The organism is Delftia sp. WSY_12, assembly GCF_043104645.1.
GTDB classification, from domain to species: domain Bacteria; phylum Pseudomonadota; class Gammaproteobacteria; order Burkholderiales; family Burkholderiaceae_C; genus Comamonas; species Comamonas tsuruhatensis.
In genome coordinates, this window is sequence record NZ_JBICKW010000005.1 from 33,541 (window position 1) to 51,561 (window position 18,021).

19 protein-coding genes are annotated in these 18,021 nt (G+C 64.1%); 9 read left to right on the plus strand and 10 right to left on the minus strand.

What is annotated here, in order from left to right:
* Positions 1 to 105 precede the first annotated feature (105 nt).
* On the plus strand, positions 106 to 1,071 hold the full coding sequence (locus tag ACF8LI_RS02740; RefSeq protein WP_013803770.1) for a DNA/RNA non-specific endonuclease: 966 nt from the start codon (positions 106 to 108) through the stop codon (positions 1,069 to 1,071).
* A gap of 370 nt (positions 1,072 to 1,441) precedes the next feature.
* Here ACF8LI_RS02740 and ACF8LI_RS02745 read toward each other — a convergent pair whose 3' ends face one another.
* From ACF8LI_RS02745 to ACF8LI_RS02755, 3 genes are all read right to left on the minus strand, one after another.
* Complete coding sequence (locus tag ACF8LI_RS02745) at positions 1,442 to 2,047, minus strand: ATP-dependent Clp protease proteolytic subunit (protein ID WP_046240535.1); 606 nt, start codon at positions 2,045 to 2,047, stop codon at positions 1,442 to 1,444.
* A gap of 89 nt (positions 2,048 to 2,136) precedes the next feature.
* A complete protein-coding gene (locus ACF8LI_RS02750; protein ID WP_017407890.1) occupies positions 2,137 to 2,493 on the minus strand; it encodes an SRPBCC domain-containing protein in 357 nt (118 codons plus the stop codon).
* A complete protein-coding gene (locus ACF8LI_RS02755) occupies positions 2,490 to 2,804 on the minus strand; it encodes a helix-turn-helix transcriptional regulator (RefSeq protein ID WP_012203973.1) in 315 nt (104 codons plus the stop codon). The genes ACF8LI_RS02750 and ACF8LI_RS02755 overlap by 4 nt, the downstream gene beginning before the upstream one ends.
* A gap of 238 nt (positions 2,805 to 3,042) precedes the next feature.
* Between ACF8LI_RS02755 and ACF8LI_RS02760 the strand changes: the two genes are divergently transcribed.
* Complete coding sequence (locus tag ACF8LI_RS02760) at positions 3,043 to 3,627, plus strand: DUF4124 domain-containing protein (protein WP_046240533.1); 585 nt, start codon at positions 3,043 to 3,045, stop codon at positions 3,625 to 3,627.
* A 36-nt stretch (positions 3,628 to 3,663) separates the two neighbouring features.
* Positions 3,664 to 3,927, plus strand: a complete 264-nt coding sequence (locus ACF8LI_RS02765) for a hypothetical protein (protein ID WP_017407892.1) — start codon at positions 3,664 to 3,666, stop codon at positions 3,925 to 3,927.
* Between the two features lie 205 nt (positions 3,928 to 4,132).
* On the opposite strand, the gene ACF8LI_RS02770 is transcribed toward ACF8LI_RS02765, so the two are convergent.
* From ACF8LI_RS02770 to ACF8LI_RS02780, 3 genes are all read right to left on the minus strand, one after another.
* Positions 4,133 to 4,519, minus strand: a complete 387-nt coding sequence (locus tag ACF8LI_RS02770) for a hypothetical protein (protein ID WP_392414080.1) — start codon at positions 4,517 to 4,519, stop codon at positions 4,133 to 4,135.
* Between the two features lie 483 nt (positions 4,520 to 5,002).
* Complete coding sequence (locus ACF8LI_RS02775) at positions 5,003 to 5,896, minus strand: NAD(P)/FAD-dependent oxidoreductase (protein ID WP_392414081.1); 894 nt, start codon at positions 5,894 to 5,896, stop codon at positions 5,003 to 5,005.
* On the minus strand, positions 5,889 to 6,779 hold the full coding sequence (locus ACF8LI_RS02780; RefSeq protein WP_392414082.1) for a class I SAM-dependent methyltransferase: 891 nt from the start codon (positions 6,777 to 6,779) through the stop codon (positions 5,889 to 5,891). The genes ACF8LI_RS02775 and ACF8LI_RS02780 overlap by 8 nt, the downstream gene beginning before the upstream one ends.
* A 207-nt stretch (positions 6,780 to 6,986) precedes the next feature.
* On the opposite strand from ACF8LI_RS02780, the gene ACF8LI_RS02785 reads away from it, so the two are divergent.
* From ACF8LI_RS02785 to dbpA, 3 genes are all read left to right on the plus strand, one after another.
* Positions 6,987 to 7,628: a TetR/AcrR family transcriptional regulator gene (locus ACF8LI_RS02785; RefSeq protein WP_392414083.1), complete on the plus strand. Its 642-nt coding sequence runs from the start codon at positions 6,987 to 6,989 to the stop codon at positions 7,626 to 7,628.
* A 263-nt stretch (positions 7,629 to 7,891) separates the two neighbouring features.
* Positions 7,892 to 8,278: a hypothetical protein gene (locus tag ACF8LI_RS02790; RefSeq protein ID WP_392414084.1), complete on the plus strand. Its 387-nt coding sequence runs from the start codon at positions 7,892 to 7,894 to the stop codon at positions 8,276 to 8,278.
* Positions 8,275 to 9,675 (plus strand): ATP-dependent RNA helicase DbpA, encoded by a 1,401-nt coding sequence (dbpA, locus tag ACF8LI_RS02795; protein WP_016454517.1) that lies wholly within the window; start codon positions 8,275 to 8,277, stop codon positions 9,673 to 9,675. The genes ACF8LI_RS02790 and dbpA overlap by 4 nt, the downstream gene beginning before the upstream one ends.
* A 162-nt stretch (positions 9,676 to 9,837) precedes the next feature.
* Here dbpA and ACF8LI_RS02800 read toward each other — a convergent pair whose 3' ends face one another.
* Complete coding sequence (locus ACF8LI_RS02800) at positions 9,838 to 10,785, minus strand: LysR family transcriptional regulator (protein ID WP_392414085.1); 948 nt, start codon at positions 10,783 to 10,785, stop codon at positions 9,838 to 9,840.
* A gap of 66 nt (positions 10,786 to 10,851) precedes the next feature.
* Here ACF8LI_RS02800 and ACF8LI_RS02805 point away from each other — a divergent pair, with 66 nt between their 5' ends.
* The 3 genes from ACF8LI_RS02805 (at position 10,852) to ACF8LI_RS02815 (ending at position 12,634) form a co-directional block, all read left to right on the plus strand.
* On the plus strand, positions 10,852 to 11,634 hold the full coding sequence (locus ACF8LI_RS02805; protein ID WP_392414086.1) for an SDR family NAD(P)-dependent oxidoreductase: 783 nt from the start codon (positions 10,852 to 10,854) through the stop codon (positions 11,632 to 11,634).
* 84 nt (positions 11,635 to 11,718) lie between these two features.
* Entirely contained in the window at positions 11,719 to 12,186 is a 468-nt protein-coding gene (locus tag ACF8LI_RS02810) for a MerR family DNA-binding transcriptional regulator (protein WP_016454514.1), read from the plus strand.
* Positions 12,179 to 12,634, plus strand: coding sequence for a PaaI family thioesterase (locus ACF8LI_RS02815; RefSeq protein ID WP_392414087.1), 456 nt, complete (start codon positions 12,179 to 12,181; stop codon positions 12,632 to 12,634). The genes ACF8LI_RS02810 and ACF8LI_RS02815 overlap by 8 nt, the downstream gene beginning before the upstream one ends.
* Positions 12,635 to 12,733: 99 nt before the next feature.
* On the opposite strand, the gene ACF8LI_RS02820 is transcribed toward ACF8LI_RS02815, so the two are convergent.
* From ACF8LI_RS02820 to ACF8LI_RS02830, 3 genes are all read right to left on the minus strand, one after another.
* Complete coding sequence (locus ACF8LI_RS02820) at positions 12,734 to 14,035, minus strand: multidrug transporter MatE (RefSeq protein ID WP_392414088.1); 1,302 nt, start codon at positions 14,033 to 14,035, stop codon at positions 12,734 to 12,736.
* A gap of 435 nt (positions 14,036 to 14,470) precedes the next feature.
* Positions 14,471 to 15,586 carry a 3-deoxy-7-phosphoheptulonate synthase gene (locus tag ACF8LI_RS02825; protein ID WP_016450323.1) on the minus strand — a complete coding sequence of 372 codons (1,116 nt, stop codon included), beginning with the start codon at positions 15,584 to 15,586 and terminating at the stop codon, positions 14,471 to 14,473.
* Between the two features lie 72 nt (positions 15,587 to 15,658).
* Complete coding sequence (locus ACF8LI_RS02830; RefSeq protein ID WP_392414089.1) at positions 15,659 to 17,926, minus strand: hypothetical protein; 2,268 nt, start codon at positions 17,924 to 17,926, stop codon at positions 15,659 to 15,661.
* Between the last annotated feature and the right edge of the window lie 95 nt (positions 17,927 to 18,021).

The window sequence follows — 18,021 nt, forward strand, 5'->3', positions numbered from 1 at the left end:
GGAAACATTTGGGGGCCTGGAAACATAGGAGAATTCCTAGGACCCGAATCAGAACCCGCGCCATCGCGGACTTGCCTCCCAGCGGCCAGCGCCTGCCGCCCCCGAATGACTGTCAAGAACAAGAAGCCTTCCGCGCGCAAGCGCAGTTCCTCCCCCGCCTCCAAGAAGAAAGCCTCCAGCCGCAGCGGACTGTGGCGCTCCATGCTCGCCGCCCTTGTGGCGGCAGCGGGCACCTTCCAGATCGCCAGTTGCAGCCTGGACCCGAACTGGCACCCCAAGCTTCCCGAGCCGCCCTTCCTGTCCACCCTGCCCATCCCGGGGCTGGAGCACCTGCGCAAGCAGCCGGAGACAGGTTCGGGCACGGCCTCCGGTGGCGGCAGCCCGCCTGCCGGCAGCATGGCCACGGGCTTTTCGCACTGCCGCGATTTCTTCCCCGGTGGCGAGCCCCCTGCCCTGCAGATCCAGCCCCAGCAGCGCGAGCTGTGCTTCAGCGCCTTCGCCGTGCTGCACAGCGGCCAGACCAAGACGCCCGTCTTCGTGGTGGAGCGCCTGAACCGCAAACTGCTGGACCAGGGCCAGGGCCTCAAGCGCAGCGACAAGTTCTATGCCGATGCCCGCCTGCCCCGCGCCGAGCGCGCCGAACTGGACGACTACCGCCGCTCCGGCTACTCGCGCGGCCACATGGCGCCGGCCGGCGACATGTACTCGCCCGAAGCCATGGCCCAGAGCTTCAGCCTGGCCAACATGGTTCCGCAGGACCAGACCCACAACGGCGGCGTCTGGAGCAAGGTGGAGCAGGACACGCGCCGCTACGCCCAGCGCGCCCAGGGCGATGTCTATGTGTTCACCGGGCCGGTGTTCGACGGCCAGCCGCTCACCATCGGGCCGGGCAAGGTCCATGTGCCCAGCCATATCTTCAAGCTGGTCTATGACGCCAGCACGGGGCGTGCCTGGGCGCACTGGCAGGCCAACAGCCCGGATACGCGGATGAGTGCGCCGATCAGTTATGAGGAGTTCACTCGGAGGACGGGGATGCCGTTGTTGGCGGGGGTGATGAGGGGGCGCAGCTAGTCTTCTGGCGTGGGCCAGGGGGCTGTTTCCTGCCCCTGCCGGGGGGTTGTTTTTCGAGGCCGGGTCTCGGCCCGGCGGCCGACTGCCCTTTCTTGATTCGCCAAGAAAGGTCAGATCAAAGAAGGCGACCCGAATGTCCGCGACCCTCCGCTTCGCTGCGGGCAACCTGCGTCGTGGCGGTTGCGGGGTTTGCCGCAGAACTCGCTTTGCGCTTCGCGCGCCGCTCAAACAACTGCGGCGAGTCAGATGACGAAGCAGTCCTGTCCTTCGGCAGGACTGCAACCCCGCAACCGCCACGCCGCAGGCGCGGACATACGGGGGTGGGGAGAAGGGGCGCGCGCGGTGCGCTGCGCGCTGCTGGCGCTGCGGCTCAGGGGGTTACTGTGCGCCGGTCCAGAACCTTGTCTATCAGGCCCCATTCGCGAGCCTCTTCTGCGGTCATGAAGCGGTCGCGGTCCAGGTCGCGTTCCACCTCTTCGTAGCTGCGGCCGCAGTGCTGTGCGTACAGGCGTGTCACGCGGTCCTTGGTGCGCAGCATTTCCTCGGCATGGATGCGGATGTCGGAGGCCTGGCCCTGCACGCCGCCCAGCGGCTGGTGCACGTGCAGGCTGGCATTGGGCAGGGCCATGCGGTGGCCGGGCTCGCCGGCCATGAGCAGGAAGGAGCCCATGGAGCGTGCCGTGCCCATGCACAGCGTGTGCACGGGGGATTGGATGAACTGCATGGTGTCGTACATGGCCAGCCCGCTGGTGATCACCCCGCCCGGCGAGTTGATGTAGAGGTGAATGGGCTTGTCCGGGTTCTCCGCCTCCAGGAACAGCAGTTGCGCGCAGACCAGGGCAGAGACCGCATCGTTGACCTCGCCGTTGAGAAATATCACGCGGTCGCGCAGCAGGCGCGAGTAGATGTCGAAGGACCGCTCTCCGCGCGCCGACTGTTCGACAACCATGGGGACGAGCATCATCGATTCGCGCATGGGCGAACTCCTGTGTGTGGTGGTGAAAAAAGAAAGGGCTGCGGCCCTGCGCCGCATGCCCCGTTGCCGGGGCCCTCAGGTCGCGTGTATCAGGTCGCGTACATCAGGAAGCCGCCGTCATTGGCCGCTTCCCTGGCGGGCTGCACCCGCGCGTCGGTCAGCACATGGACGATGCGCAGCAGCGTGCCGCCATCGGCGCCGGGGCTGATCTGCAGGTCCACCGTGCTTTCCAGAAAGGGCGGCTCCGCCTCGCGCAGCCGCAGGCGCAGTTCCTGCTGCGGCACCTGCAGCAGCGGCTCGGCATGCTCGGTGCCCGGCAGCCACTGCGCGCGCAGCTCGGGAATGCTCAGCGCGCGCCAGACCTTCTCGGGCGGGGCGTCCAGCGCGTACTCCTGCACCAGCTCGCGGTCCGCATCGTCGGTGTCCATATTGCTCATCTTGTTCATTGGTCCATGTCCTTGAGCAGGCCCTTGAGTGCATCCACGCGCTGCGGCCAGTAGGCGCGGTACTTCGCCAGCCAGCCCGCAATCTGCGCCAGCCCTTCGGGATCAACCTCGTAATGCATGAAGCGCCCCTGGCGCTGCTCGCTCACCAGCCCCGCATTGCGCAGCACGGCCAGATGCTGGGACATGGCCGACTGGCTGATCTCCATTCCCTCGCGCAGCGCGCTGGCATGCATGCTGCCAGCGGCCAGCTTCTCGAAGATGGAGCGGCGCGTAGGGTCGGCCAGGGCCTTGAAAATGTCGTTCTCGGGCATGGCGACACTTTAGCAACCACTTATTTCAAATGCAAGCGGCCCATGGCAAACGTCACCGACAAGGCCTGCTCAAGGAAGTCTGGCTCGGCAGGTGAATTGGTGGGTTGAAGTGGCTGACGTATAACCGCTGCACGGGGCCGAAAAAGAGTCAGGAAACCCGTCATTTCCAGCCCCGCAGCGCATCGGCAATACCGAGGGCAAAGGCTCGCAGCAGCCAGTTCACTTCATTGGAGACTCAATGGCCCATGCATCCATTGGCGGCGGCAATCCTGCAATCCGCACTGCCCTCAAGCCAACCCGAAACAAGACCGCCCTGCTGAAAAGCCTGCTGTGGATGGGGGCAGCAGCCGGCCTGGCCCCCGATGCCCAAGCCGTCATGAAATGCCTTAGCGATGGAAAAACCTGGTACCAGGATGCCCCTTGCCCGCAAGGCACCACCGCCAAGCCCATGCAACTGGACCCGCCCCCTGCATCCTCCAGGCCTTTGCGGGATGCGATGCCGACCGAGCCCGCCACCAAGCCCGCGTCAGCCCCCGCACCACAGGCTGTATCGCCCTCCTCCATGCTGGAGGAAGAAGCGCGCATGTGTCTTGACTGGTACCAGAAAAAGGCCGGCCTGCCCCCGGGCGCCACGTACCTGAGCGCCACCAAGGATCGCCGGGTGGTGACCCTCGTGATTGCCGCCCCCGTTTCCATGACAAACCACACGGGAGCCAGAGTGCAGGGCACGACGCAGACGCCAGCTTCCTGCGAGATCAACGGCGGCAAGATCGATGACGGATGGACGCGCACTCATGCCAGGCGTGGCAACTGGATTCAATGAATGCAGCCCCGCAGCAAAACTTTGAAATTCAACCCAATGGACACGCGCATCCTGCTTTTGCATCTGGAGCACCCGCTGCAAGCCTATTCAGGCAGTGCATCGCCCGTTGAAATCGTCCTGGCCGGCCTGGGCTACGAAGCCTCCGACTACTGGCCGGGCCTGGCCATCGAATGGCTGGAGCAAGGTGCACCAGTGAACGCTGATGTGCTTCAAGCGCTGGCCCGGGTATCTGAAAACAAGCACATTTCCCAACGGATTCGGCATCGCAGCTTCGCCGTTCTGCGCCGACATAAGGCGTAGCTGCATAGGGAACGGTTGCCAACGCCAAGCCTCTAGCGTCGCCAAAAAAAGCCCAATCAGTACGAGCCTGCAGCGACGAGCATGGCTCTGTTCAAAACTCCGTCGCCACAGTGCACGAATTCATGGCTCCGGCGAACTGCAGCCTCCCAACGCACGCAGATTCCCTGCATGTGAAGCGCAGGCAACATGTTCGCGCACTCACCCATCACGACACCGCAGTAGACAAGCCCTCATCCGCAAACCGCTTGGCCGCCTTGAGCAGATAGCTCACGGCATAGAGGATGGGGTCGTCGGCCTCATCCCCATTCAGATGGTCCACCACCTCGATGGCATAGCCCAGGTTCACCGCCGTGTCGTGCAGCAGGCCCACCAACTCCTTGTCCTGCGGCTCCAGCGACTGCGCCTGATCGGCCTTCACGTAGTAGATGCGCAGCAGATCCCGGCACACGCAATTGATGGCCGTGACCTTTTGGCGAGCGTGCAGGTCCAGCACATCCAGCGCGGCGCCCATGTGCAGGACGGCGTCGATGGCGAGGTCGTCGAGCCGAGGCGCGCCAGAAGCAGCCGTTGAAGGATCGGGATGATGAGGCATCCTGCGATGCTCGTTGAATCGGCGAGGGGCGTCTCTACGGAATTCGTAGAACGGAAGGCAAGCGGTGATGGTTGTCTCCAGCCTGGATGCAAAGACTGCGGCCATTCGGAGGAGCAAATATGGAACGGACTACACGGCCGACCGTGGAGGCGTCGCATCGGATTGAGCAAGTTCTCGGCGTGCCTTCTTCTCACCCTTTACTGCCAGGACGATGACCTTGCCGAGGTGGTCCTAGCGTGGAGCAAGCTGGCTCGCGGCAGTAGGGCGCAATCGAAATAAAGCTCTGCTGGGTTTGGTGGTTGGGCGATGGGGTCGAACGGGCTGCCGGGGCCTTGCGCAGCCGTAGGAAGATCTGTTGGCAGGACTGAGCGGTAAGAAATGGCTGACTGCGTGTTGATGTCGCTGATGGAGGCAGCTCTTCTCAGAGGGCCCGGCCGCAAACGGCCAAAACAGGTCAAGTGTTCGAACCCCATATGCGTCTTCTCAAACCAGCATCGACTGCTGGGCAAAGATTCCTGCCATCGCACCTTGCGATGAGGCCAAGGTGACCGAGTGCATGAGCGGGTTGGCAAGGTCGCCAGCGGCGTAGACGCCAGGCATGCTGGTTTCCCGGCGCTCATCGACTTTGAGGGCGGTGCCCAGGGGGGTATCGACCATGGCGAGGCCCAGCAATTCATGCAGACGTGCGGACGGCTTGTTGCGTGGATGCGCAAACAGGATATCGACCGCGACTGGGGGTCCGGCGTCGAGCTTGATAGTGGCGTTATGGCTCTCGTCATGATCGATTTCGGTGACTCGGCCATCGATGACAGGGATGCTGCGGCGCGCCAGATCGGCACGGATATCGGGTGGAATGTCGTGACCATGGGCGAAGACCGTCAGCGTGTCAGTCCAATCGTGGTATAGCCTGACGTAGTTGTGCGAAGGAGGACCAGACCAGATTAGGCCCCAATGCCGACCGGCGACTTCAAAGCCGTCGCAATAAGGACAAGGCACGATTGAAGTGCCCCAGCCTTCGGCAAAGCCGGGAACTTCAGGCATCTGGTCGGTGACGCCATAGCTCAGGATGAGGCGCCGTGCCTTGAGGGATACGCCATCGCCAGTGAGGACGGAGAAATCGTCAATGGCTCCAGACACACTCTCGGCGCGGGCATTGACCAGACGGACCGTGGGATACCGCGCCAGTTGCTGCCGAGCCTCGGCCAGGATGTCCAGCGGTGGCTTGTGATCGTGGCCGAGCAGGCCATGCGAGTGGTCAGCGAATCGATTACGCGGTAGGCCAGTATCCAGAACTGTGACCTTTCGGCGGGCACGACCGAGTTGCAGGGCGGCGGCGAGGCCGGCAAAGCTGCCGCCGATGATGATGACGTCATTCACGGTGATGTACTCCTTGTGGTGGATGGAAAGGATTGCGCGCCGTGACGATCCACGCCGCGCCGTCGGTCATCACTGACCGTTCAATGCTGAGGCCCTCAAAGGCAGCACGAATCAAGGCCAAAGCACGGATACGGAGTTCGCTGGGCTGGTCAGCGAGCACGCGCGAAAGAGGATCCGCTTCGACCGCCAACTGCACCGCGTCGTCAATCGCTGCGTCCCGTGTCTCGCCTTCGCCGAAGGGCACAGAGGCGTCCAAGGGTGCGATAGCAATCTCGGTGAATCCGGCTGTCGTCAGAATGCGGGCCACCCGCCCCTGATCGCCGAAAGAAAATGGGCCGGGCGCTTCGGAGTGAGGCGAGGCGGTCGACGGGACTATTGCCTTGATCGCATCCATTGGGAGACGCACCCACCCGTTCTCGGCCACGCCGCGCCAGCACACAAAAGCGACCCGGCCTCCCGGCCTGAGTGCGCGGCGCATATGCGCGAATGTCCCCGCTGGATCGTCGAAAAACATCACGCCGAAACGCGAAAACAGAATGTCGAATTCGCCCTCGGGCAGCTTGGCGCTGCTGGCGTCGGCCACCTGAAATCGGGCCGTCGTGTCCGGCGGTGCCAGCGCTCGCGCTCGTTCGATAAGCGACTCGGAGACGTCCACGCCCAGCACCCAGCCCTGCGCACCAACGAGGCTGGCAAGCGCAAAACTCGACGCGCCTGAGCCGCAGCCGATATCCAGCACGCGCTCGCCCTTCACGGGTGCGGCTGCCTCAATAGCGGCCTGTCCAAAAACCGCCAGCATGGCGTCGAGCCGGGCCTGGTTGACGACCCATCGCTCCCCGCTTGGGCCGTTCCAGTCGGCGATCTGGTGGGCGTTTTGCTTTGCCATTGCAGTTTCCTCGTCTTGATAAGGTTTTACCGGGGCCTTGCGTTGGACCGGCAAGCGGAGGAACAGACCGATGCAGCCCGCTGCTGCGAAGTCCAGTCCTGTGTTGGTTGCGCCATATGGCCTCCTCGGATCGGCACCAATTTCTGTACTAGCATGTACATTAATGTGCATGGGATATATTGAACCGTCAAGTACATTAAATAGACCATGGCCCGCCCTCCTGTTTCTGACTCCAAGCCTCAACGCGGGCGACCGCGCGATCCCGAGCGCGGCAGGCGCATCCTGGAAGCGGCGCAAAAGCACTTCAACGAGCATGGCCTGGAACGTGCCAGCGTGGACGCCATCGCTGCGGACGCCGGGGTGTCCAAGATGACCGTGTACAGCAACTTCGGCTCGAAGGAAGGGCTCTTCCATGCCGTCGTGCGCGACAAGACGGTGGCAGTAATGGCAGGAGTCGCGGGCGCAGGGGAGCTGGACCCGAACCAGCCGGAACAGGCGCTTTTGGCGATCGGCGCCCGGTTTCTGGAGCTATCGCGCGGGGAGGACGCTCTGGGGGCCTTGCGTTCCGTCTACGGCGTCGCGGGGGCGCAGCCAGAAGTGTGCCAGGGGCTCTACAAGGAAGGCCCGGAGCGTGTGAACGGCGAGCTGGCGGCCTACCTTCAACTCGCCCATGCGGCAGGTACGCTGAAGGTGCGCAATCCCCTGCAGGCAGCTGACTTGTTCCTGTCGATGTTCATGGGCTCCGGGCACATCCGCGGATTGCTGAAGCTCAAGATGCCGGATTCCCGAGAAAACAAGGCTCTTCTGCACGAGGCCGTACGGGTCTTCATGGCGGCGTTCGGCACGTAGGCCACACAAAGAAGACTGAGGTCACGAACACGGGCGGGAAGCGAAGAGATCTCTAAGCAATATTCAGGAGGCAAGAGCCGTGTTCCGCCGCTGCTCAGCAGCTCAATTCCAAAGGTTCCAACTTCCGCGTCAGTGCGATCTGAATTTCTGATATGGGTCGCCAGCCGACTGCTGGCCGGCAGCTTCAGGCTGGTTGCTATCTGTTGGCAAATGCGCAACGAGCACCAGCGAGCCTGAACCTGCCATAGCCCCAAGCGCCATTCATGCAGCAACAACAACCGGCTAAGGCGCAAGTTGCATCCAGAGATCCGAAAGCCGAATTGACATGTGCCCTCAGGAATTCATCGGGCCACTACATCCAGGCGCGGCAGCAGCTCAAAGGCCTTGAAGACCGCGCGCTCGACGCGCTTGGCCAGGTCTTCGTCGCTAAAGACCGCGGGGTACGTCTTGTGCACCCTGTTGCTGACGCTTCAAACGCCGCGTCCGACCTGCGAGGCCCTTCCCACGCGGTGGTTGGGTTAGCCAAAATAGCCAATCACCTGAGGACTTCCACCATGCACGTCAATGGCCCAGCAAGCCCCTGTTCTTTCTCAGTGACCAGCGTGCCGCGCCCCGGTCCTGAGAGCGCCAAAACTAAAATGCCGCCATGACTGCACCCTCGGCTTCCCCCCATTCCTTCGACAAACTTGCGCTTTCGCCTGCCACGCTCGCCAATCTTGAGCGGCTCGGCTACCTTGAAATGACGGCGATTCAGCTCGCCAGCCTGCCCCCTGCGCTTGAAGGCAAGGATGTGATCGCCCAGGCGAAGACCGGCAGCGGCAAGACCGCAGCCTTTGCCCTGGCGCTGCTGGCCAAGCTGGATACGCGCAATTTCTCGGTGCAAGGCCTGGTGCTCTGCCCCACCCGCGAGCTGGCCGATCAGGTGACGACCGAGATTCGCCGCCTGGCGCGTGCGGAAGACAACGTCAAGGTGGTGACCCTGTCCGGCGGCGTTCCGCTGCGCGGCCAGAACGCGAGCCTTGAGAACGGCGCGCACGTGATCGTGGGCACGCCCGGCCGTGTGATCGATCACCTGGACCGGGGCAATCTGAACCTTGATTCGCTGAACACCTTGGTGCTCGACGAAGCGGATCGCATGCTCGACATGGGTTTCGTCGATGACATCGCCAAGGTCGCCAAGCAGTGCCCCCCGCAGCGCCAGACCTTGCTGTTCTCCGCAACCTACCCTGAAGGCATCGCCAAGCTGGCCGCGCGATTCATGCGTGACCCGGTCACGGTCAAGGTCGCCGCGCAGCACAGCGGCGAGCAGATCGAGCAGCGCTGGTACGAGGTGGACAAGGAAGAGCGGCTGCCTGCGGTGGCTCGCCTGCTGGAGCATTTCCGGCCCGAGAGCACGCTGGCCTTCTGCAATACCAAGGCGCGCTGCCGGGCCCTTGCCGAGCTGCTGCAGGCCCAGGGCTACAGCGCGCTGGAGCTGCACGGCGATCTGGAGCAGCGTGACCGTGACCAGGTGCTGGTGCGCTTCGTGAACGGCAGTTGCTCCGTGCTGGTCGCCACCGATGTGGCGGCTCGCGGGCTGGATGTGACCAATCTGGGCGCCGTCATCAACGTGGACATCACGCCCGACCCTGAAGTGCACGTGCACCGCATCGGCCGCACAGGCCGCGCCGGCCAGAAAGGCCTGGCCCTGAGTCTTGCGACGATGGACGAAATGGGCGCGGTCGGAAACATCGAGCAGATGCAGGGCAGCCCATCCGTCTGGTACCCGCTGGACGAGCTGACGCCGACTCCCGGCGGCCGGCTCCTGCCATCCAAGGCCACCATCCACATCAATGCCAGCCGCAAGGACAAGATCCGCCCGGGCGATGTGCTGGGCGCGCTCACCGCAGACCTGGGCTACACCCGCGAGCAAGTGGGCAAGATCGACATCAACGAGTTCGCAACCTATGTGGCCGTGGACCGCAAGATTGCGCATGACGTGGTTGCCCGGCTCAATAGCGGGAAGATCAAGGGGCGAACGGTGAAGGCGCGCTTGCTCAAGGATTGAGCGGTTGCAGGCGCCGAGGCACGAACGACCACAACGGGTCGTTTCGCGCCAGCCACTGCCCATTCTTGTTTCGTTGGGATCGACGGCCAACGATGGTCCTGGCTGCTCACCGGGTCCGTCGTCCGCGCCCTCGCCTTGAACGGTCTGGAAAGACCGGGCCTGTCATGACTGCGCGGCAGGGTTGGCCGCTTCGGCTTTTTCTGCGGGCGGCTGCAGCCCTTCAGCCAGCGCCGCGCCCAGCGCGTCGATCACTGCCCGCACGCCCGGCACGTTGCGGCGGTCGCGGTGATAGGCCAGGTACACCGGGCAGGACGGCAGCGGCGCATCCACCTCCAGCCGTGCCAGGCCGGGCACGGCATGGGCCATGGCGTCGGGCAGCAGGCAGATGCCCTGGCCTTGCTCCGTGGCCTCCTGGCGGGCCAGGTCGGAGGCGGATCGAAAGACGAACCGGGTGGCGCCCCGGCTGGCCAGCCACAGGTTGGAGGTGTCCTGCCGGCCGGTGGCCAGGTCCTGTCCCACGAAATCGTGGCTGGCGAAGTCCTGCACGCGCAGGCGGCGACCCGGCAGGCGCTGCTCGACATAGCCGTGCGAGGCGTACAGGCCAAACGTCAGTTGCCCCGCCCATTTCTCCACCACCACGGCCGAGCTGGAGCGCCCGACCCGGAGCGCGACGTCCACTTCGCGCCGCCCGACATCCGTGAAGCGCGACTCCACGGCCACTTCGATATGCAGCCCGGGGTGCGCGCTTCTCAACTGCGAGAGCACGGCGGTCACCGGCTTCACGAAGCCTTCGCCCATGCTGACGCGGATGGTGCCGGTCAGCGCATGGGCCTTCTCAGCGGGCCGGTCGTCGCGCTTGATGCCGCCCAGTCCCAGCTCGAATTGCTCGGCCAGCTCCACCAGTTCCATCGCATCGGGCTCGACCGTCGTCCCTGCGCTGCTGCGGTGTACCAGGGCGCGGCCCAGGGATTGCTCCAGCGCCTCGATGCGCCGCGCGACGGTGGAGGTGGACAGGCCCAGGGCCGCGCCTGCGGCCAGCAGGCTTTGGTGGCGGTGAAGCGCCAGGAGCACGCGCAGGTCATCCCAGGTGGTGGGCGGTTGGTTTTTCATGAATGCAAATCAGCTTACCAGCGCTGCCCATTCCCAGGCGGGCCCCCCGTCGCAATACTCGAGTGCATGAAAACCCCTTTTGATTTCTCCCAGAAAACCGTCCTGGTGACCGGCGCCTCCATGGGCATCGGTGAAGTATTCGCCAGGGAGCTTGCCCGCCGTGGCGCCAAAGTCGTGCTGATCGCGCGCAGCCGCGACAGGCTCGAGAAGCTCGCCCGCGAATTGCCCGGCGCCGAATTCCTGGTGGAGGACCTGGCCGCACCCGGGGCGGCCCGGCGGGTCTTCGAGGCCGTCAGCGCCAGGGGCCTGCTGCCGGACCTGCTGGTGAACAACGCCGGCTTCGGCACCCACGGCAGGTTTGATGAACTGGCGCTGGACATACAGCGGGAGGCCATCGACCTGAATGTGGGCGCCCTGGTGGAATTGACGCACCTGTGTCTCCCCGCACTGGAGCAGCGCCAGGGCGGCGTCATCAACATCGCCTCCACGGCAGCGTTTCAGCCGGTCCCGTACATGGCGGTCTACGCCGCGACCAAGGCCTTTGTCCTTTCGTTCAGCGAAGCGCTCTGGGCCGAGTACCGGCCGCGCGGCGTGCGCGTGCTGGCGTTGTGCCCGGGCGCTACCGACACGGCGTTCTTCGCCCGCGCCGGCGAGGCCGCATCCTTCGGGAAAAAAGCATCCAGCGAAGACGTGGTTCGCCTGGGGCTGAAAGCCTTCGGCGACAACCGCGCATCGGTGGTGCACGGCTGCGCCAACTACCTGACGGCCCTGGGCGGGCGCATTGTCACGCGCGAGTTCATGGCCCGGTTCACGGCGCGCGTGATGAGGCCTGCCGCGCAGCCGGCTTGAAGACGACTGGCAAGAGACAGCGATAGAAAAAAACCTGTCCCCTTCCCAACCCTAGCCCAGCACGAGCCTTGCTAGCCTTGGCACATGCTGATCTCCGAACTCGCCCGGCTCACGGGCGTCTCCATCCACGCGCTGCGGCACTACGAGCGCGCGGGCCTGCTCAAGCCCCGGCGCCTGCCCAATGGCTACCGCGACTATCCGCGCTCGGCCCGGCGCGAGGTGGTGTTCATCGCCATGTCCCGCGCGCTGGGGTTCGGGCTGCCGCGCATTGCCGAGAACCTGCGCGCCTGGCGTGCGGGGCGCATAGGCCCCGGTGACCTGGCCGATGCCGTGCAGCAGCGCGTACAGGAGATAGACGAACAGATCGCTGCGCTGCAGGCCCAGCGCGCCCAGGCCCTGGACCATGTGCAGTGGCTGCGCGCCCGCCAGGCCGAGCGGGATCTGGCGCAGACGGCACCGGCCCCATCCAACGCACCCGACAAACCCGCCGCGCCCTGGCCGCGCGTGCGCCGTGCCGCTTCACCCACCACGAAGGAGACAGGCCATGACTGAGCCGACCACGCACCCCACCCCATCCACCCAGGCGCTGCAGAACACCGTGCTGGCCATGCCCATGGCGCGCACCCTGGGCCTGCGCTTCGTGCGTGCCGAGCCCGGAGCCACCGAGCTGGAGATGCCCATTGCCGATGCCCTGTGCTTTCAGCCGGGCCAGTTGCAGGCCACGGCGGTCTTTGCACTGGGCGACTTTGCGGCGGTGTCGGCCGCAGGTTCACTGCTGTCTGCCGGCTGGGCCAATGCCACGGTGGACGGCAGCGTGAAGCTCTTCGCCCCCGCACGCGGCACCCACCTGCGGGCGCGCGGCCGCGTGGTGGATGCCGGCCGCGTGCTCAGCATCTGCGCAGCCGACCTGTTCGCGGTGGCCGAGGATGGTCATGAAACGCATTGCGCGACCTGGCTGGGCACGGCGCGCAATCTGGAGCCCAGGCCCGTGCGGGCCTGAGGGCGCCCCCGCCGCCTCCCCACCCCGTATGTCAGCGCCTGCGTCGTGGCGGTTGCGGGGTTGCCGAAGGACAGATCACCTCGCCAAGGGCCACCACTGCTACAGGCTCTGCTTCAAGCCAATTTTCTCTTCGGATAGGGAATCTCGCCTGTTGCGGATAAGCAGGACCAACAGCGCACAGGACAGGAGAGAAGAAAATGAGAAAACATAACTGATCATGGAATAACTGGAGCCATGAAATCCCAATGACATCGGGGCAAAAAACACCAATGCGTAAACAACCCAAAAAATGATTCTTGACGACCAATAAAGACCTAGCCCGCCAGAAATTGCTGCCGCATAGAAAAACCCCACATCCGTAACTCCTTTGCACACCAAGGAAAGGAACCCCTCACCGACAATTTGATAACCATTGGCCATCGATATTTCATAGAACAGCATGAATACAAGCAATGCAACAGCCGGAATAATGGCACAATAAATCATCAATGAAGAAGAATCTTTTATGAACTGAAATTGCACTGCCCATCTTCCACGATTTTTTGATATCTCCATCGCCAGAAGAGCACAGACTCCCATGGCAGGCAGCTCTGCCAACAGCAATATGGCAAAAGCTTGGGATTGAATTGCAGAATACATTGCACCCAGCCCTGCAACAGACATTGACAATATATAAAGCAGATATTTTCCAAAGAAAGAATTGGCATAACCAGGAATCAAAACGGAAAATATTCTTCTGCCAGGCAATCCACGAAAATTGAATGAAAAACTGAATTGACAGTATTTCCGCATCAAAGCATATGCGGCAATGGAAAAAATGATGTCACTGAACAGATAGGCAAGAGCGACCGAGTCATCACTCATCCACTCATTCCTCCCAAGCAGCACCAGCACAACAATCACACAGGCTGCATGGAAAAAAACCTGCCACATTCTGAATTTCGCAACGATGGCAGTATGTGATCTTGACTCAAGAACGCAGCTACATACATTGATGATTCCGAAGAATGGAATACACAGAATTATCAATCTTGCCTGCGATACGACCCCATCCAACAGTTCCTCTGGCAAACCGGATATCAGGGTTTTCGAGATAACAGGAAGCCAATACACCAGAATAAAACAAACCCCGGTGTACAAGAGGACCAACCAGAATAGCAAACTGATGAGTGAATCGGATTGCCCCTTATCTTTGCTGGCAGCTATTTCCGAAAAGAAGATGGCGCCAATACTCGCCGGCAACACAAAGAAAAGTGAAGCAAAGGAAAGGGCGATGCTGAATTGGGCAACAAGAGTAGGGCTATGGAAACTAATGGCAAAAATGGTGACCATGGAGGCAAGCGGTGGTGCGGAGCGCCCAACTGCGAGGTCAAATACCCGCTTTGCATCACCAGGCCTCATACCTATCCCTCCTCCGCAGAATCAAAACCCATGATATATGACCCGAATTCTTTGAAATGAAGATCCTGGGTTACGTTGAAGCTGCCATTCATTATTCATTGCCCGCCATCCCTGTCACTGCGGAATATGGACAAACATATCGGCGCAATCCTTGAGATACACTGGATGCAACAATAGAAAATCTCTTGAGCCGATATAAAAATCAATCATTCAATGCGAAAATGCATGACGCAATCGGACTGGTCTGAAAAGCGTGATGCGAGCATACGCTGCCCAAGCATCTGAATGAGATCTCGCAGTCTGCCGACCCTGCCTTTACATCGGCGACCTGTATGCACGCCACTGCGCTGTAGCGGTTGCAGCATTGCAGTCCTGCCGAAGGACAGGACTGCTCCCTTGTCTGACGCGGGTCCCAAACAGACCCGGCCAGTCAACTCACCCCCGCAGCTTCGCCCGCCGCGCCTTCACCGCCGCAGCCAGCTGCTGCAGCACAGGCACGGTCTGCTCCAGGCTGATGCAGGCATCGGTCACGGACACGCCATGCGCCAGCGGCTGGCCGTCCACGATGTCCTGCCGCCCTTCCTGCAGGTGGCTTTCGATCATCAGCCCCGTGATGCGGGCATCGCCACCGGCGATCTGCTGGGCCACGTCGGCCGCCACGTCGATTTGGCGGCGGTGCTGCTTGCTGCTGTTGGCGTGGGAGACATCGATCATGACCTGCGGGCGCAGGCCCGCACCTTCCAGCAGGGCGCAGGCGGCCTGCACATGCTCGGCGCCGTAGTTGGGCTGCTTGCCGCCGCGCAGGATGACGTGGCAGTCGCCATTGCCGCGGGTCTCGAAGATGGCAGACTGGCCCATCTTGGTCATGCCCATGAAGGCGTGGGGCGCGCTGGCCGCCTGGATGGCGTCGCTGGCCACCTTGACGCCGCCGTCCGTGCCGTTCTTGAAGCCCACAGGGCAGGACAGGCCGCTGGCCAGCTGGCGGTGGCTCTGGCTTTCCGTGGTGCGCGCGCCGATGGCGCCCCAGCTGACCAGGTCGCTGATGAATTGCGGCGACAGCAGGTCCAGGAATTCCGTGCCCACGGGCAGGCCCAGGGCCAGCACGTCCAGCAGCAGGGCGCGGGCCATTTCCAGGCCTTCGTTGATGGCGAAGCTGCCGTCCAGGTGCGGGTCGTTGATGTAGCCCTTCCAGCCTACGGTGGTGCGGGGCTTCTCGAAGTAGACGCGCATGACCACGAGCAGCTCGCCGGCCAGGGCGTCGGCCTGGGCCTTGAGCTGGCGCGCATAGTCCATGGCCTGGTCGTGGTCGTGGATGGAGCAGGGTCCGACGACGACGATGAGCCGGTCGTCCCGGCCCTGCAGTACGTCCGAGATGGCGGCGCGGCTGGTTTCCACCAGTTGCTGCGCGGCTTCGGGCGCGGGCAGCCATTCCTGCAGCAGGGCCGGGGTGATCAGGGGGCGCACGGCCTTGATGCGCAGGTCGTCGATGCGGGTGGTGTCGTGCGTGCTCAGGGGCACGGCACTGCGTTGTACGTGGGTGGGGGTGGTCATGGCGCTATTGTCGCGCCTTGAGGTTTCCCGACCGGGGCGGGGCAAGTGGCTTGCCCGCCCCTTGGCATCGACTTATTGAGCCGTCGCTGCAGGTGCCGGTGCCGCTGCCGGTGCCGGTGCCGCTGCTGGCGCAGGCGCAGGTGCGGACTCTGGCGCAGCCGGCACAGCGGCCGGTGCCGCGCCGTACTGCCAGCCGGCGGGCAGCAGGCCATCGATCCAGTGCAGGCGCCAGGCCATCAGCGCCAGCAAGGCCACCACGGCCAGCGCCACCAGGGTGTTGCGCAGGCCATTGCCTTCCGCATAGGGATCGCCCGCCGTGCGCCGCGCGCCCACCGGCACCTTGGCGGTCTGCGACAGGCTGCGGCCCAGCGGCAGGTTGATGCGCATGCGGCCGTTGATGGCCCAGCCGCTGGCGTCCAGGATGGGCCCCAGGCTGCGCTGGCGCAGCTTGAGCCAGGCAATCATCATGCTGGGCCCTGAGATGGCCGCGATGAGGCCGACCAGGGCCACGGGAATCCAGGGCCCCAGGTCGATGAACTTGCCGAAGATGCCCACCAGCACGGCGCTGATGGAGCCCAGGGCCACGCCCAGGGCGGCCACGGTGCCCACATCGGTCTTGCGCGGGGCGGCGGCCGCCGTGGCCGTGGCGGCGCTGGCCGCTGCGGTGCCGGGCGCCGTGACCAGCTGGCCGGCCTGTGTGCCCAGGCTGGCGGTCACGCCTTCTTCCTTGGCCGAGGCGCGCTTGGCCACCTGTTCCTCCACCATGCGCAGGAATTTCTTGTAGGGCAGGAAGAAGGCCTGGCCGATGCTGGTGGGGTTCTCGATGAGCTTGACGATGGTGGCGTCCCAGTCGTTGCCTGCGCGGTCATAGAACACGCCGTTGCGGCCCACGAAGAGAAAGTCCACATCGCCCGCCGTGAAGGCCGCGACGATGGCTTTCTTCTTGCCCTCGCGCCGGAGCTCGCAGTAGGCCAGGCAGGTCTTGGCACGGCCGGCCAGCGCGGCATGGGCAGCCGTGTCGCTCACTTCCACGGTCAGGTCGCAGCTGCGGGCATCCAGGTAGAGCGTGCCGGCCTGGAAGGCCGCGCCCTCGCGCCGGTAAAAGAGGCTGAACGAGACGAAGTTGTTGAGCAGCGCCAGCAGGTCGCGCTGCAGGCGGATCAATTTTTCCAGCGCTACGGCCTGCAGGCTGTGTTCCTTTTCGGACTCGTCCTGGGCGATGAGGTCCAGCAGCGCGGCTTCCTGGCCGCCGTCCAGCAGCGCCTGCACCTCCTGTTGAGACAGGGCATCGAGCGGCGTGGCGGGCCGGGCCGCCAGCCATTGGCGGCAGGGCTGCAGGGCGGCCTTGACCTGCTCCCACTGCGCGGCGGTGATCTCCTGCAGGTCTTCGCCCAGCACGGGCTGCACGGCCTGCTCGCGCAGCGCCTGCAGCGCGCCGGCCCATGCGGGGTTGACGCCCTGGGCCAGCGGCAGCGCGCGGTCGGCCGCCACGGCGGCCAGGGGCAGCGCGGCAATGGCCTGGGCGCCGCTGTCCAGCACTTCGCGGCCCAGGGCGGCATAGCCCTCCACGGAGGGGTTGAGCGGGTCCTGCGCACGCGTGTCGAAGGCGGCCAGGCGTGTGCGTGCGAAGAAGTCGTCCACCTTGGCCTGGACCGCGTCCACGGCGCGGGCCGCCGCCAGGGCTTGGTCGCGCTCGGCAATGCCGCAGCCCAGGGCCTCGGCGCCCGCATGCCAGTCGCGCAGTGCGCGCAGGTCCGCATAGAAGGCCTCTGCCTGCTGGCGCGCGATGCCGGCCACGCCGTCGGCGCCGGCAGTGGTGCCGTAGGCCTTGCCAATGCGTTCGATCAGCTCGGCCAGTGCCTTGTCGCCCTCGGCGGTGGCGGGGCTGACGATGCCGTCGCCATTGAAGCGCATGGCCGCCAGGGAGGCCAGGCGCTCGCGCACCTGGGCCAGGCTCAACGCGGAGCCGCCGGCCTGACCGGACAGGGCCAGCATGCGCTCGGCCTCGGCATGCAGCAGGGCGCCCTGCTCGCTGTTGCGCTCCAGGCTGGACAGTTGCAGCACGTCGCCGCCATCGGCCAGCACCTGGGGGTCACGCACGCGCGCCACGGCCCATTGGCAGGCGGCGATCAGCTCGGGCGGGCGGATGCGGCCGTCCTTGTCTTCGTCGATCAGGTCCAGCGTGTCGCTGTCGAACTCGATCCCGCGCGTGGGGCAGGCCAGGGCCACCCACAGCTTCTGGTCCAGCTCGCCGATGTGCGCAATGTCCTGCCCGGTGCGGATGACCACCTGGTCCACTCCACCGGCGCGAAAAAACTCCCAAGCATGTTGCTGCTGCATGAAATACCCAACGGCCGCTCTGGCCAACGTTCGAAAAACGGAAAAAGGGCCGCAGTTTAAAAGTCATTCGGCCTGTCCAATTGAAGACATTTGTC